Raw genomic sequence first — 15022 nt, forward strand, 5'->3', positions numbered from 1 at the left:
TTTAAAGGAGGTGAAAATAATAATATTCTCTGGCTCCTGCTGGCAAAATTAAGGTGATACTTAACTTATGCCCTCTCTATTTGTAAAAAGCACTGTTAAAACAGTGCTTTCTTACAATAGCCTTACAAAGGCTGCATTGCTAACTTTCTTAGTTAACAGCGTCTTTTAGAGCTTTACCAGCTTTAAATGCTGGAATGTTCGCTGCAGCGATTTTGATCTCTTTACCCGTTTGAGGGTTACGACCAGTGCGCTCTGCACGTTGACGCACTTCGAAAGTACCGAAACCAACAAGAGCAATCTTATCGCCTTCTTTTAGGCCTTCAGTTACTGCGCCGATGAAAGAGTCTAATGCACGGCCAGCAGCAGCTTTAGAAATGTCAGCACCAGAAGCGATTTTCTCGATTAGTTCAGATTTGTTCATGTCATCCCCTTGAATGTAATTTTTGCGCCGCACCCAAATCCTTGTCTAGAGCGGTCTGCGGAGGCTTTTTATAACAAGCTTAGAACCAAAGTTCAAGCCTTATAGGAAAACCAAAGAAATAAATTAGGATACTACTCAAAACCAGTCACTCCAAGGGCTGGAGCGACTGACTCTCCACAGACTTAGGCTACCACAGCTTGATACTTAGGTAAGCCCCTTTTTACTGTTTTTTTAAAGCAATCCTGCAATTTATTGCGTTAGTCCACGTTTTCTACTACTTCGAAGCCTTCAACTGGTCGTTCAAGCGCCAATTTCAATACTTCATCGACCCATTTCACTGGATAGATTTTTAGATCGGCAATGACATTTTGAGGAATTTCTTCCAAATCACGTTCATTTTCTTTTGGAATTAGAACAACTTTCGTACCGCCACGATGTGCAGCTAACAGTTTTTCCTTCAATCCACCAATAGGTAAAACTTCACCACGTAGGGTAATTTCACCCGTCATGGCAACATCGGCACGAACTGGATTGCCAGTTAGGCTAGAAACCAATGCAGTACACATTGCCGCACCCGCTGATGGGCCATCTTTTGGCGTTGCCCCTTCTGGTACGTGAACGTGAATATCACGCTTCTCGTAAAAGTCAGGATTAATGCCAAGTTGCTCGGCGCGAGCTCGAACAACGGTCATCGCCGCTTGAATCGACTCTTGCATCACATCGCCTAGCGAACCGGTATAAGTCAGCTTACCTTTACCCGGAACAGAAGTAGCTTCGATAGTTAACAAGTCACCGCCAACTTCTGTCCACGCCAGACCAGTTACTTGACCAATCTGGTTGTTCGACTCTGCCTTACCATAATCACAACGCTGTACGCCAAGGAATGACTTAAGGTTGTCTTGGTTAACTTCAACATGCTTAATAGTCTTATCAAGCAAAATTTGCTTAACCACCTTACGGCAGATCTTCGACAATTCACGCTCAAGCGCACGCACGCCTGCTTCGCGGGTGTAGTAACGAATAATGCCGATAATTGCACTGTCGTCGACAGTCACTTCTTTCGCTTTTAGGCCGTTACGCTCAATTTGCTTAGGTAGCAGATGTTGCTTGGCGATATTGAGCTTCTCATCTTCGGTATAGCCCGACAGACGAATGACTTCCATACGGTCAAGTAGAGGACCTGGAATATTCATCGAGTTAGATGTCGCAACGAACATTACATCAGATAAGTCATAGTCGACTTCCATGTAGTGATCGCTAAACGCTGAGTTTTGCTCTGGATCTAATACCTCAAGTAGCGCTGAAGCTGGATCGCCTCGCATGTCGCTGCTCATCTTATCGATTTCATCAAGCAGGAATAACGGGTTTTTAACGCCAACTTTAGACATCTTCTGGATGACTTTACCTGGCATAGAGCCAATATAGGTACGACGGTGACCACGGATCTCCGCTTCATCACGTACGCCGCCTAATGCAACACGCACATACTTACGGCCTGTCGCTTTAGCAATTGACTGCCCAAGTGAAGTCTTACCCACACCAGGCGGGCCTACTAAACAAAGGATCGGACCTTTAAGCTGCTTAACGCGGCTTTGAACCGCTAGATACTCTAAAATACGCTCTTTAACTTTTTCGAGACCAAAGTGATCGGTATCGAGTACATCTTGTGCCTTAGCTAAGTCACGTTTGATTTTAGAGCGCTTGTGCCAAGGCACTGACACCATCCACTCAACGTAACTTCTCACCACAGTTGCCTCGGCAGACATAGGTGACATCATCTTAAGTTTATTAAGCTCAGCGGAGGCTTTTTCTTTTGCCTCTGCAGGCATCTGCGCTTCTTCAATCTTCTTGGCTAAGCTTTCAAATTCATCATGAGACTCGTCAATATCACCAAGTTCTTTTTGAATAGCCTTCATCTGCTCATTCAAATAGTACTCGCGCTGACTCTTCTCCATCTGCTTTTTCACACGGCCACGAATGCGCTTTTCAACCTGAAGAAGGTCAATTTCCGCTTCCATCATCGCCATCAGATACTCGATGCGCTCGCTTACATTCACCATCTCAAGCACAGACTGCTTGTCTTCAAGCTTGAGTGGCATATGCGCAGCCATGGTGTCAGCAAGCCTTGCCGCTTCGTCGATCCCAGACAGTGAAGTTAATACCTCTGGTGGGATCTTCTTATTGAGCTTGATATAACCTTCAAACTGACCAACAGCTGAGCGAACCAAGACTTCCTCTTCTTTCTCTGAAAGAGGTTCTGACTCAAGATAATGTGCTGTCGCTTGGAAGATATCTTCCTGATCGATATAATTATCGATGCAGACTCTTTGCCCGCCTTCGACTAATACCTTTACGGTGCCATCAGGAAGTTTTAATAACTGCAGGATTGACGCAACAGTACCGACATCGAAAATGTCATCGCTGGTTGGGTCGTCTAACTCAGCATCACGCTGAGCGACTAAAATGATTTGTTTACCTTGATCCATCGCTTTTTCTAAGCAACGAATAGATTTTTCTCGACCGACGAATAACGGAATTACCATGTGGGGATAAACCACCACATCTCTTAGTGGTAGTACGGGTAGTTCGATTCGCGCATCACGCTCTAGGGTCATAGCTCGATTCCGTTTTTTATGATTACTTATGAGTATATTGGGATGATTCGATAGGTTTCAATGGCGAAAAAAAATAAATTGGAGAACTGCATAAAAAAGGAGCCATATTGGCTCCTTTTAAACTCACTATCTAATTCTAGACGAGAGATTATTCCGCTGTTGCGGTTTGTGCTTCGTTATTCGCGTAGATCAGGATCGGGCTAGATTCACCTTTAACCACTGATTCGTCGATAACAACCTTAGCCACGTCATCAGTCGATGGTAGATCATACATGATATCGAGTAAGATCCCTTCAACGATAGAGCGAAGACCACGAGCACCGGTTTTACGGGTTTGTGCTTTAAGAGCAATCGCCTTTAACGCATCGTCTCTAAACTCAAGCTCTACATTTTCCATCTCAAATAATGCAGCAAACTGTTTAGTGATCGCATTTTTTGGTTCAGACAAGATCTGAATCAATGCTTCATCGTCAAGTTCAGACAGTGTCGCAAGTACAGGTAGACGACCAATAAACTCAGGGATTAGACCGAACTTAACTAAATCTTCAGGTTCCACTTCTAACAGCGTATCAGAGATAGTCTTCTTATCAGCTTCACCTTTGACTTCAGCGCCAAAACCAATACCCGTACCGACATGAGCGCGTTGCTCAATGACTTTTTCAAGACCTGCGAATGCACCACCACAAACGAACAAGATCTTAGAAGTATCTACTTGCAAGAACTCCTGCTGCGGGTGCTTACGTCCACCTTGTGGTGGCACTGCTGCGATAGTACCTTCAATCAGTTTCAACAGTGCTTGCTGAACACCCTCACCGGATACGTCACGAGTGATCGATGGGTTATCAGACTTACGGCTGATTTTATCGATCTCATCGATGTACACGATGCCGCGCTGCGCTTTATCAACATCATAATCGCACTTTTGCAGTAACTTTTGGATGATGTTCTCTACGTCTTCACCAACATAACCCGCTTCGGTTAGCGTAGTTGCATCAGCCATAGTAAAGGGTACATCAAGCACTCGTGCAAGCGTTTCTGCTAATAAGGTTTTACCACTACCGGTTGGGCCAATTAGCAAGATATTACTCTTGCCAAGTTCTACGCCATCTTTAGGGGTAGCATTTCTAAGGCGCTTGTAGTGGTTATACACTGCGACAGCAAGAACCTTCTTAGCCTTATCTTGACCGATTACATAATCATCCAAGTGTGCTCTTAGCTCATGAGGCGTAGGCAACTTGTCTTGATCTTGCTTTGGTGAGATCTCTTTAATCTCTTCTCTAATGATGTCATTGCAGAGTTCAACACACTCATCACATACATATACAGAAGGCCCAGCAATGAGTTTTCTTACCTCATGCTGGCTCTTGCCACAAAAAGAGCAGTACAGCAGTTTTCCGCCGTCACCGTTACCTTTGTCTTCACCCATTACTTTACCTCTGTTTGCAGTAATTCTACTGCCTAAATCTTTTCGTTACTTCATATTTGAGCATAGCTCAGAGCGAAGTAAAAATCAGCCTCGTTTTGCTATCACTGAATCGACTAATCCGTATTCAGCGGCTTCTGCAGCACTCATGAAGTTATCACGGTCTGTATCACGTTCAATCACTTCAAGAGGCTGGCCAGTATGCTCTGCAAGCATAGAATTAAGTTTATGCTTAATACCTAAGATCTCTTGTGCATGAATAGCGATATCCGACGCCTGTCCTTGGAAGCCACCTAAAGGCTGATGGATCATCACGCGTGAGTTTGGTAAGCAATGACGTTTGCCTTCTGCACCGCCTGCTAACAAAAATGCGCCCATGCTCGCCGCTTGACCAATACACACAGTGCTCACGTTTGGCTTAATAAACTGCATTGTGTCATAAATCGCCATACCAGCAGTCACGCTGCCGCCTGGTGAATTGATGTATAGGTAGATATCCTTATCTGGGCTCTCTGACTCCAAAAACAGTAACTGAGCAACGATAAGGTTAGCCATATGTTCTTCAACTTGACCAACAAGAAAGATCACTCGCTCTTTCAAAAGGCGAGAATAAATATCATATGAACGTTCACCTTTAGCCGTCTGTTCGACAACCATAGGAACGAGTGCGTTAAGTACTGATTCTGGCGCTTTGTGCATGATTAACTTCCCTAAATAAAAATGGCCCGCATGAGGAACCTCATACGAGCCATTATAAATGGCTAATAGCCATTTAAGTCAAGCGATGGTTACGCGCGACCTGTAGCCTTGTTCATAAATTCTTCAAAGTTGACTGCTTTTTCAGTCAAAGTTGCAGTTTTTAACAAAGCTTCAACTGCTTGCTCTTCTAGAGCAACGTTGCGCATGTTTTGCATTAGCTCTTCGTTACCATTGTAGTAAGCTACAACTTCACTTGGATCTTCGTAAGCAGAAGCCATAGAAGCGATCAAACCTTGAACACGCTCGTCTTCAGCTTTTAGCTCGTTAGTCTTGATCACTTCGCCAAGTAGTAGACCTACTTTAACGCGACGTGCAGCTTGCTCAGTGAACAGATCAGCTGGTAGCTCAGGCATGTTTGCAGCTTGGTCGCCGAAACGTTGCATAGCTTGCTTACGCAATACTTCTACTTCGCCGTCGATTAGTGCTGTTGGCAATTCGATGTCGTTTTGCTCAACTAGACCATTAAGAACTTGCTCTTTAACGTTTGCTTTAAGCGCTTGCTCAAGTTCACGGCTCATGTTCTTGCTGATTTCGCCGCGTAGTGCGTCGATGCCACCTTCGGTAATACCGAATAGTGTAGCGAACTCGTCGTTAACTTCTGGAAGGTTAGCCGCTTGAACTTCGTTAAGAGTAATAGCGAATGTCGCTACTTTACCCTTAAGGTTTTCAGCGTGGTAATCTTCTGGGAAAGTCACTTCGATGTTGAACTCTTCACCCGCTTTGTGACCTTCAACGCCAGACTCGAAGCCTGGGATCATACGGCCGCTACCTAGTTGAAGTTCGAAATCGTCAGCTTTGCCGCCTTCGAACTCTTCGCCATCGATAGAACCAACGAAGTTGATCTTAGCTTTATCGCCTTCAGCAGCTTCACGCTCAACTACTTCAAAAGTAGCGTGTTGGTTACGTAGCGTTTCAATCATAGCGTCAACGTCTGCTTCAGTTACTTCAGCAGTTGGTTGCTCAACAGTGATTGACTCAAGACCTTTTAGCTCAACTTCTGGGTAGATTTCAAAAGTAGCTACAAACTCAAAGTTCTCGCCTTCAGTTGAACCAGGAGTCAATGTTGGTGCGCCAGCAGGGTTTAACTTCTCAGCAATGATTGCTTCAACGAAGTTGCGCTGCATCACTTCACCCATGATATCTTGACGAATAGCTTTTCCATAACGCTTATTAATAACGCTTACAGGTACTTTTCCTGGACGGAAACCTGGGATACGAGCACGCTTAGCTTCGCTTTTTAATGCTTCTTTAACAGTGTTTTCGATCTGCTCAGCAGGTACAGAAATTGTTAGGCGACGCTCTAAGCCTTGTGTGGTTTCTACAGAAACTTGCATTTTTTTACCTCGAAATATGTCTATCGTCCTTTGCAATAGTCGAAAAATCAACTATTCAGGTATTCGTTTCTTGATCCATAAATTTCACCAAAATGCCCATAAATACTGACGATCGGCACAGGTATCTTTTAGTTGATAATTATCAAGACGCGACATTATAGCTATGGAATGCGCCAGAGTCGAGCCTCAAAGCGTGATTTACAGGCGTAAAAAAAGCGACCTAGGGTCGCTTTCTTTACTTCTTTGCAGAATGAGTGGGGTGACTGATGGGGTTCGAACCCACGACAACCGGAATCACAATCCGGGACTCTACCAACTGAGCTACAATCACCACAAAAATGGTACGCCCGGCAGGATTCGAACCTGCGGCCACCCGCTTAGAAGGCGGGTGCTCTATCCAACTGAGCTACGGGCGCTCGGTAATGAAAATAAATTCATTTCCTGAACTGGGCAACTAACGTTTCACGTTAGTTTAAATTTGGTCGGTGATAGAGGATTCGAACCTCTGACCCTCTGGTCCCAAACCAGATGCGCTACCGGGCTGCGCTAATCACCGAAATTTGAAACCTATTGTAAAGTACGTTTTCACGTTGGGACACCTTTACTGTTTCTGGCTCTCTAAACAACTTCTCGCTGCTCGTTGAGAACGGAGCGCATAGTAGCCCCTCTTCTAAAAGTCGTCAACGCCTTTTTTCAAAAAAGATGTCCATCTGTCTATTTAACAGCCCGATAGATTTAGTTTTAACCTTATCGCAGGATTAACCAGCAAAGATAACCCTATAGCCGAAATAAACCGCTGACTCTACGTATATTTCTTAATAGCCAACTTTAATCACTAAGCGTTGATGACACCGACTCTTTATAGAGCAATTGCTTTCTATGCAAGATAAGCAGTAAGTCATTATCCGTATATTAGAATTGTTTGTTAACAGTCTAAATCAATGACACCTTTGGCCCGTCCTGTTAAAATGTCGCCGTTTTCCATTATCGCGCCGTATAAAGGACACCAACCCCAATGACAGCCCAAAACATCGATGGTAAAGCTATCGCTCAAGCCATTCGAACGCAACTCAAAGATAAAGTAACCGCCCGCAAAGAGGCAGGAAAAAGAGTCCCTGGTTTAGCCGTAATTCTTGTTGGAGCCGATCCAGCATCACAAGTTTATGTCGGTAGCAAACGTAAGGCCTGTGAAGAACTCGGTTTCATCTCTCGCTCTTATGATTTAGACAGCAGCACTTCTGAAGACGCGCTCCTATCATTAATTGATGAATGTAATGAAGATCCAAGCATTGATGGCATCTTAGTCCAACTGCCGTTGCCTGAACATATCGAAGAGTCAAAAGTCATTGAACGTATCCGTCCCGATAAAGATGTCGATGGTTTCCACCCTTATAACGTGGGACGCTTAGCCCAGCGCATACCAGTACTTCGTTCATGCACGCCGATGGGGATCATGACACTAATCCAATCGACCGGTGTTGATACCTTTGGTTTGGATGCCGTTGTTGTTGGCGCATCGAATATCGTCGGCCGCCCAATGTCTCTAGAGTTATTATTAGCAGGTTGTACCACCACCACTTGTCACCGCTTTACTCGCAACCTTGAAGATAAAGTAAGACAAGCCGATCTGGTCATCGTTGCCGTAGGTAAGCCTGGCTTTATTCCTGGAGACTGGATTAAGCCTGGCGCTATCGTTATCGATGTGGGGATTAATCGTTTAGAAAGCGGCCAGCTTGTGGGAGATGTGCAATTTGATGAAGCTGCAGAGCGAGCAAGCTTTATCACCCCAGTACCTGGCGGTGTCGGCCCAATGACGATCGCTAGCCTATTAGAAAATACCCTATATGCCTGCGAGCAGTATCACGATTAAGAGAAGGTTCTAGGTTCTAGCAAAATGCTCCTGACCTAGCGAGTAAAAAGATACCACACCTTTCCATCCATGGGGTGTGGCATAAGTGCTCCAGACCTAGTTACTAAAAAAAGAAAAGCCTGCATTAGCAGGCTTTTTTGTGTCTAGTTATGCGGCTTATTGCAAAGCATTACTTCTTGCGCCAAGTGGTACCTTCTGGACCATCTTCTAGAATGACACCTAATGCATTTAAACCATCGCGAGCGACATCGGCCGCAGACCAGTCTTTCTCGGCGCGAGCACGGTTACGCTCTGCAATTAACGCTTCAATCTGTGCCACTTCGTCATCACTACCTTCACCTTTAAAGAAAGTATCAACGTCTTGACCTAAAATGCCTAGCACATCTGCAAGTTGTTTTAGTGCCACACCTAGAGCAGAGGCCTTAGCCATATCGGTTAGTTTTAGGCGGTTGATTTCACGCACCATATCAAACAGTACTGAATAAGCTTCAGGTGTATTGAAGTCATCATCCATTGCAGACTTAAACTTAGCGACAAACTCTTCAGCTGGTGCAGCCTCCACGCTTAGGTCTAAATCTTTGAGTGCTGTATAAAGGCGCTCGAGGGCAGATTTAGCCTGCTTTAAGTTGTCTTCTGAATAGTTCAGCTGACTGCGGTAATGGCCAGACAACAAGAAGTAACGTACCGTTGCGGCATCGTAATGGCCTAACACATCACGGATGGTGAAGAAGTTATTCAAAGACTTTGACATCTTCTCTTTATCCACCATCACCATACCTGTATGCATCCAGTAGTTTACATATGGTGTGTCATGGGCACAGCAAGACTGAGCAATTTCATTCTCATGGTGCGGGAACTGTAGATCAGAGCCGCCGCCATGAATGTCAAAGTGATTACCTAAATGTTTGCTGTTCATTGCAGAACATTCAATGTGCCAACCTGGGCGGCCTGGTCCCCATGGTGATTCCCATGTTGGTTCGCCAGGTTTTGACATTTTCCAAAGCACAAAGTCCATCGGATCGCGTTTAGTATCTTCAACTTCTACACGAGCGCCCGCTTGCAGTTGCTCAAGATTCTGCCCCGATAAACGACCATATTCTGGGAATGATGAGACACTAAAGAGTACGTCACCATTTGCAGCTACATATGCATGCTCACGTTCGATAAGTCTCTCAACCATATCGATGATTTCTGGCATATGCAGTGTCGCACGAGGTTCATTATCTGGACGCGCCATATTCAATGCATCAAAGTCTCTGTGCATTTCACCAATCAAGCGCTCTGTTAGTGAGTCACAACTTTCCTTGTTTTCATTAGCACGCTTAATGATTTTGTCATCGACGTCAGTGATATTACGCTGAAAATTAACGTCGTATCCGCTGTATCTTAGATATCTAACAATCATGTCGAAAGATACAAATGTACGTCCGTGGCCAATATGACATAAATCATAGATGGTCACCCCACACACATACATGCCAACCTTTCCTGGTTGTAGTGGCACAAACTGCTCTTTTTGGCGGGTCAGACTATTGTAAAGCTTCAACATTGATAATTCTCTTCAACGGCAATATTTAAAAATTAGTTGTTCAGTCTACCATTGCAAAAGTCGCTGTTCCAAGCTGTTTTCGTGTTGATAGTTCGCAAAAATGGGCAGATATAGCGCATCTGCATCAGTTTACGATCTTATGCCTATACTCATTAGGCTAATTCTTCGGTTCGCTGCTTAAATTCAGTGCAAACACTCTGCATAACAGATGTTAATTGGCGAACCTAAACACACAGTGCTTTATGGCGTTCGGCAATTACGTTAGAATCCTGTCATAATCGACAACGTATTAAATAACGAGAGTTTTAAATATGATCACATTGCATACCAACCACGGCGAAATCAAGTTAGCCCTTAATGCTGAAAAAGCACCAAATACTGCGGCTAACTTCGTTAACTATGTTAAAGAAGGTTTCTACGACGGTACTGTTTTTCACCGTGTAATCGACGGTTTCATGATCCAAGGTGGTGGATTCACTGAAGATATGGGTCAAAAACGCCCTAACGAAACAATTGCAAACGAAGCTAATAACGGTTTATCGAACAAAATCGGTACTATTGCTATGGCTCGTACTTCTGATCCTCATTCTGCGACTGCTCAGTTCTTCATCAACGTTGGCGACAACACTTTCTTAGACTTTAAGTCTGAGTCAGCGCAAGGCTGGGGCTACTGTGTATTTGGTGAAGTTGTTGAAGGTATGGACGTAGTCAACAAGATCAAAGCAGTTAGCACGGGCAACCGTGGCATGCATCAAGATGTTCCTCTTGAGACAGTTATCATCGAAAAAGTGACTATCGAAGAGTAATAGTACTTCGATGCGCACTCTATTTGTGGGCGATTTGCACTTAAGTGCCGATCGCCCCGATATCACCCAAGCTTTCCTTGAATTTCTCGATACTCAACTTCACGATACCGACGCTTTATATATCCTTGGCGATCTTTTTGAAGTCTGGGTTGGCGATGATATTGCTGAGCCTTTTGTCAACCAACTAGCCGATGCGATTAAACACGCCTCTAAAAAGCTACCGGTTTACTTTATTCACGGCAATAGAGACTTTCTGATTGGTGAAGCTTTTGCAAAACGCTGCGGTATGAAGCTATTACCCGAAGTCTATAGCTTAGACTTATACGGCGTGTCTACGGTCATTCTACACGGCGATAGCCTATGTACCCTCGATAAACCTTATCAACGATTTAGAAAGTTTCGTAATATGGGCTGGGCGAAATGGCTCTATGCTCACTTACCAAAATCTAAACGTCTCTGTATTGCGGCAAAGCTTCGCGCTAAAAGCCAAAGCAGTAATCAGCAAAAAAGTTATACCATTATGGATGTTGAATCTGATGCTGTAATCGCTCTGCTCGATACGACTCAAACTCAACAGATGATCCATGGCCACACTCATAGGCCCGCGGTTCATCAACTCGCTCACGGTAAACGTCGCATCGTCGTTGGCGACTGGTATGAGCAAGGCAGTATGCTAAGCGTCAGCCAAGACAGTGTAGAACTGATTGAACTTCCTTTCGGCAAGTAATCGATAACTTGCCGTTATTTTGCTTACTCTTGCCTAACGCTTACTTAAGCGACCTCAGTATTAATAGCCGTAACGGGTGAGCCACTATGAAACTTAAAGTCCTCATCACCTGAAGAGATCAACTCTGCTTCGACTTGGGCAAAATGCGCGACCCGATCACTGATGTCAGTATCTGATATTGCTTGTGCAAGAGTTAAGTAGTCTTGATAGTGACGGGCCTCAGAGCGCAAGAGTGATATATAAAACTTGTTAAGTTCATCATCTAGATGCGGCGCGAGTTTGGCAAAACGCTCGCAAGAACGCGCCTCAATAAAAGCCCCAACAATCAGTTTATCGACTAAGGTAACTGGATCATGAGTTCTAACTTGTTTCATCATGCCTTTAGCATAACGGCCGGCTCGTGCACTTTGGTAGTCAATTCCTCGATTATGCATAATTTCTAACACTTGCTCGAAGTGATGAAACTCCTCTTTAATTAGCCGCACCATTTTAGCTATCAAGTCTTCGCTATGGGCAAAGTCACTACGTCCAATTAACTCCGCTGCTAACTCATTCTTTTTACTGTTGTTAGCTAAGAAAGTCTCTACATTTCTATCTTGGCTGTAGACAAAGTCAGAATAAGGCTTAGCCCAATCTTGCAATACTTGGCCACTTTGTTCATCAACAGCATATTTACGAATGACAAACATCGCAGTCTGAGCGGCTTTTAATTCACAGTTACAGTGATCAATTAATAGCCCTTTTAATCGCTCAGGCTTTTTAGCTTCATCAATCCAACTATCCGGTGTTTCACATTTCAAAAAAGTATTAATTGGCGCTAATAGTTGCTGCATAGCTAAGTTCATGTTGGGTCCATCGTGACGCTGACAATAGAGGGGGATTTTATCAGCTATTTTATGCAGAGTCTTAGCTTAACATCTATGCTTAATTCGATAGGCTTGACTCTTAGCAGATTTTGTTCAATAAATAACCTTAGAGCTGTAACAAGTTCGTCTGCAGTTTGGCGAGCCTAAATTTAATATAAAAGTTAAATGCTAAACGAGGATAACTATAATGATATTGAATCACTTAATGGGGCTATACACTCATCCAAAAGAAGAGTGGCAAACAATTGAAAAAAACCACGAAGCATTACGCAGCAGTTTGAGTCACATCATCATCGTCGCGCTCATCCCTGCTATCTGTTCTTTTATTGCCACATCGCAAATAGGCTGGGATTTAGGTGTTGGCGATCGCCAGTTTTTAACGGTTCAAAGCGCGCTCTTTATGTCCACAGGGATGTATTTCGGTCTTATTGCCGGAGTCTTCGCCCTTGCCTATCTTGCTTTCTGGATGGCAAAGACATTCGATGCTAAACCTAGCTACACCCAAGCGCTTGAGCTTGCAGCCTATACAGCTACCCCTCTATTTATGGTGGGCCTAGCAGCACTTTATCCAACGCTTTGGTTTATTATGGTCATTGGCCTAGCGGGTCTTGCCTATTCGGTTTACCTACTTTACACAGGTGTTCCTATCATAATGAATATCCCTGAAGAGAAAGGTTTTATTTATGCCAGCTCAGTGGTTACCGCAGGATTGGTGTTATTAGTCGGGCTCATGGCTTCAAGCGTCATCCTTTGGAGCATTGGTTTCGGCCCTATGTATCAGTAACTAAATTAAAACGACATAATACACTTGTAAATACAGGCAACAAAAAAGCCGACATCATGTCGGCTTTTTTAGTGTTGAGACAAGTGGCTATCGCCTATCTAACTCAAATTTACTCGAACTTAAGCTTACTCAAAAGAGTCTCTTAACGGAACCGTTAGGTTAAATACTAACGCATCTGCAGATGAGTCTTTACTGTCGGCGCAGAAGTAGCCTTCACGCTCAAACTGGTAAGCTTTTTCGGCTTCAGCCGTTACAAGACTTGCTTCAACTAGACCATGCTTAACAGTCAGTGAATGTGGGTTTAGCACTTCATCAACAGATTCTGCAGCAGCTGGATTTGGATCGCTAAACAGACGCTCGTATAAACGGAACTCAGCAGATTTTGCTGTAGTCGCTTCAACCCAGTGAATAACGCCTTTCACTTTACGACCATCGCTTGGGTTTTTACCCAGAGTCTCGTCATCGTAAGTACAGAAGATAGTGGTGATGTTGCCATCAGCATCTTTCTCACAGCGCTCAGCCTTAATTACGTAAGCATTACGAAGACGAACTTCTTTACCTTGTACTAAACGCTTGTACTTCTTGTTTGCTTCTTCACGGAAGTCATCTGCATCAATAAACAATTCACGACCAAAAGATAGCTCACGCTTGCCCATCTCTTCCTTGCTCGGATGATTAGCTGCGTTGATGATTTCAACTTGGCCTTCTGGGTAGTTTTCGATAACCACTTTAACAGGGTTAATCACAGCCATCGCACGTGGTGCAAAGTCATTTAGCTCTTCACGGATACAAGCATCAAGCATGGCCACTTCAACCATGTTATCTTGTTTAGTCACACCAATACGCTTACAGAATTCACGAATAGAAGCTGCGGTATAACCACGACGACGGTAGCCCGCGATTGTTGGCATACGCGCATCATCCCAACCTGTTACCAGGTTACGAACGACCAAATCATTAAGCTTACGCTTAGACATTAATGTGTATTCAAGGTTTAGTCTTGAAAACTCATATTGACGTGTTCTATTAGGCGCTTGGAAATCATCTAAATGATCTAATACCCAGTCATACAATCTACGGTTATCTTGGAACTCAAGCGTACATAGAGAGTGAGTGATATTTTCAATCGCATCAGAAATACAGTGAGTGAAATCGTACATTGGGTAAATGCACCACTTGTCACCTGTTTGATGATGATGAGCAAAACGAATACGGTAGATGATAGGATCGCGCATACACATAAATGGTGATGCCATATCGATCTTAGCGCGCAGTGAACATTCACCTTCTTTAAACTCACCTAAACGCATTTTCTCGAATAGCGCTAAGTTTTCTTCAGGTGTGGTGTCACGGAATGGGCTGTTTTTACCAGGCTCTTTAAGCGTGCCACGGTACTCACGTGTTTCATCACCGTTTAGGAAACATACATAAGCTAAGCCTTTGTTGATTAGCTCAACAGCGTACTGATGTAGTTGATCAAAGTAGTTTGATGAATAACGAATGTCACCATCCCACTGAAAACCGAGCCACTGCACATCAGCCTGAATAGAATTTACGTAATCGATATCTTCTTTTTCAGGGTTGGTATCATCAAAACGTAAGTTACATTGACCTTTGTAGTCCTGTGCAATGCCAAAGTTTAGGCAGATAGACTTAGCGTGGCCGATATGAAGAAAGCCGTTTGGTTCTGGCGGAAAACGAGTTTGTACACTCGAGTGCTTACCCGTGGCAAGATCTTCATCTATGATATTACGTATGAAGTTACTAGGACGTACTTCAGTGTCCACATGACTCATGGAAATCCTCTTTGCGAACGATGATTAAAGACTAAAAACGCATAATCCTACAGTTTCTGTAATGGATCAACG

At 43.9% G+C, this 15022-nt stretch carries 12 protein-coding genes and 3 tRNA genes; 4 read left to right on the forward strand and 11 right to left on the reverse strand.

What is annotated here, in order from left to right:
- Nucleotides 1-148 precede the first annotated feature (148 nt).
- From hupB to Q1A86_RS11450, 8 genes are all read right to left on the reverse strand, one after another.
- Complete coding sequence (gene hupB, locus Q1A86_RS11415; RefSeq protein ID WP_012155904.1) at nucleotides 149-421, reverse strand: nucleoid-associated protein HU-beta; 273 nt, start codon at nucleotides 419-421, stop codon at nucleotides 149-151.
- Nucleotides 422-678: 257 nt separating this feature from the next.
- Complete coding sequence (lon, locus tag Q1A86_RS11420) at nucleotides 679-3036, reverse strand: endopeptidase La (RefSeq protein WP_299806605.1); 2358 nt, start codon at nucleotides 3034-3036, stop codon at nucleotides 679-681.
- A 148-nt stretch (nucleotides 3037-3184) separates the two neighbouring features.
- The gene (clpX, locus tag Q1A86_RS11425; protein ID WP_299806607.1) at nucleotides 3185-4462 is read right to left on the reverse strand and encodes an ATP-dependent protease ATP-binding subunit ClpX; all 1278 of its coding nucleotides are present in this window, start codon (nucleotides 4460-4462) and stop codon (nucleotides 3185-3187) included.
- An 84-nt stretch (nucleotides 4463-4546) separates the two neighbouring features.
- The gene (gene clpP / locus Q1A86_RS11430; RefSeq protein ID WP_299806609.1) at nucleotides 4547-5158 is read right to left on the reverse strand and encodes an ATP-dependent Clp endopeptidase proteolytic subunit ClpP; all 612 of its coding nucleotides are present in this window, start codon (nucleotides 5156-5158) and stop codon (nucleotides 4547-4549) included.
- A gap of 89 nt (nucleotides 5159-5247) precedes the next feature.
- Nucleotides 5248-6552, reverse strand: coding sequence for a trigger factor (gene tig, locus Q1A86_RS11435; protein WP_299806611.1), 1305 nt, complete (start codon nucleotides 6550-6552; stop codon nucleotides 5248-5250).
- Nucleotides 6553-6807: 255 nt separating this feature from the next.
- Nucleotides 6808-6883 (reverse strand) — tRNA-His (locus Q1A86_RS11440).
- 8 nt (nucleotides 6884-6891) lie between these two features.
- Nucleotides 6892-6968 (reverse strand) — tRNA-Arg (locus Q1A86_RS11445).
- Between the two features lie 63 nt (nucleotides 6969-7031).
- Nucleotides 7032-7108 (reverse strand) — tRNA-Pro (locus Q1A86_RS11450).
- Nucleotides 7109-7567: 459 nt separating this feature from the next.
- On the opposite strand from Q1A86_RS11450, the gene folD reads away from it, so the two are divergent.
- Nucleotides 7568-8422 carry a bifunctional methylenetetrahydrofolate dehydrogenase/methenyltetrahydrofolate cyclohydrolase FolD gene (folD, locus tag Q1A86_RS11455; RefSeq protein WP_299806613.1) on the forward strand — a complete coding sequence of 285 codons (855 nt, stop codon included), beginning with the start codon at nucleotides 7568-7570 and terminating at the stop codon, nucleotides 8420-8422.
- 169 nt (nucleotides 8423-8591) lie between these two features.
- Here the strand turns inward: folD and cysS are convergent, their stop codons facing one another.
- A complete protein-coding gene (gene cysS, locus Q1A86_RS11460) occupies nucleotides 8592-9971 on the reverse strand; it encodes a cysteine--tRNA ligase (protein ID WP_299806615.1) in 1380 nt (459 codons plus the stop codon).
- A 311-nt stretch (nucleotides 9972-10282) separates the two neighbouring features.
- Between cysS and Q1A86_RS11465 the strand changes: the two genes are divergently transcribed.
- Together Q1A86_RS11465 and Q1A86_RS11470 are read left to right on the forward strand one after the other, a co-directional pair.
- A complete protein-coding gene (locus tag Q1A86_RS11465; RefSeq protein ID WP_299806617.1) occupies nucleotides 10283-10777 on the forward strand; it encodes a peptidylprolyl isomerase in 495 nt (164 codons plus the stop codon).
- 10 nt (nucleotides 10778-10787) lie between these two features.
- On the forward strand, nucleotides 10788-11504 hold the full coding sequence (locus tag Q1A86_RS11470) for a UDP-2,3-diacylglucosamine diphosphatase (protein ID WP_299806619.1): 717 nt from the start codon (nucleotides 10788-10790) through the stop codon (nucleotides 11502-11504).
- Between the two features lie 44 nt (nucleotides 11505-11548).
- Here the strand turns inward: Q1A86_RS11470 and miaE are convergent, their stop codons facing one another.
- Nucleotides 11549-12337: a tRNA isopentenyl-2-thiomethyl-A-37 hydroxylase MiaE gene (gene miaE, locus Q1A86_RS11475; RefSeq protein ID WP_299806758.1), complete on the reverse strand. Its 789-nt coding sequence runs from the start codon at nucleotides 12335-12337 to the stop codon at nucleotides 11549-11551.
- A gap of 220 nt (nucleotides 12338-12557) precedes the next feature.
- Here miaE and Q1A86_RS11480 point away from each other — a divergent pair, with 220 nt between their 5' ends.
- Nucleotides 12558-13154, forward strand: coding sequence for a Yip1 family protein (locus tag Q1A86_RS11480; RefSeq protein ID WP_299806621.1), 597 nt, complete (start codon nucleotides 12558-12560; stop codon nucleotides 13152-13154).
- A 125-nt stretch (nucleotides 13155-13279) separates the two neighbouring features.
- Here the strand turns inward: Q1A86_RS11480 and glnS are convergent, their stop codons facing one another.
- Complete coding sequence (gene glnS, locus Q1A86_RS11485) at nucleotides 13280-14950, reverse strand: glutamine--tRNA ligase (RefSeq protein ID WP_299806623.1); 1671 nt, start codon at nucleotides 14948-14950, stop codon at nucleotides 13280-13282.
- Nucleotides 14951-15022: the final 72 nt, after the last annotated feature.

Origin of the sequence: uncultured Shewanella sp., assembly GCF_947497935.1 — a bacterium.
Lineage (GTDB): Bacteria > Pseudomonadota > Gammaproteobacteria > Enterobacterales > Shewanellaceae > Shewanella.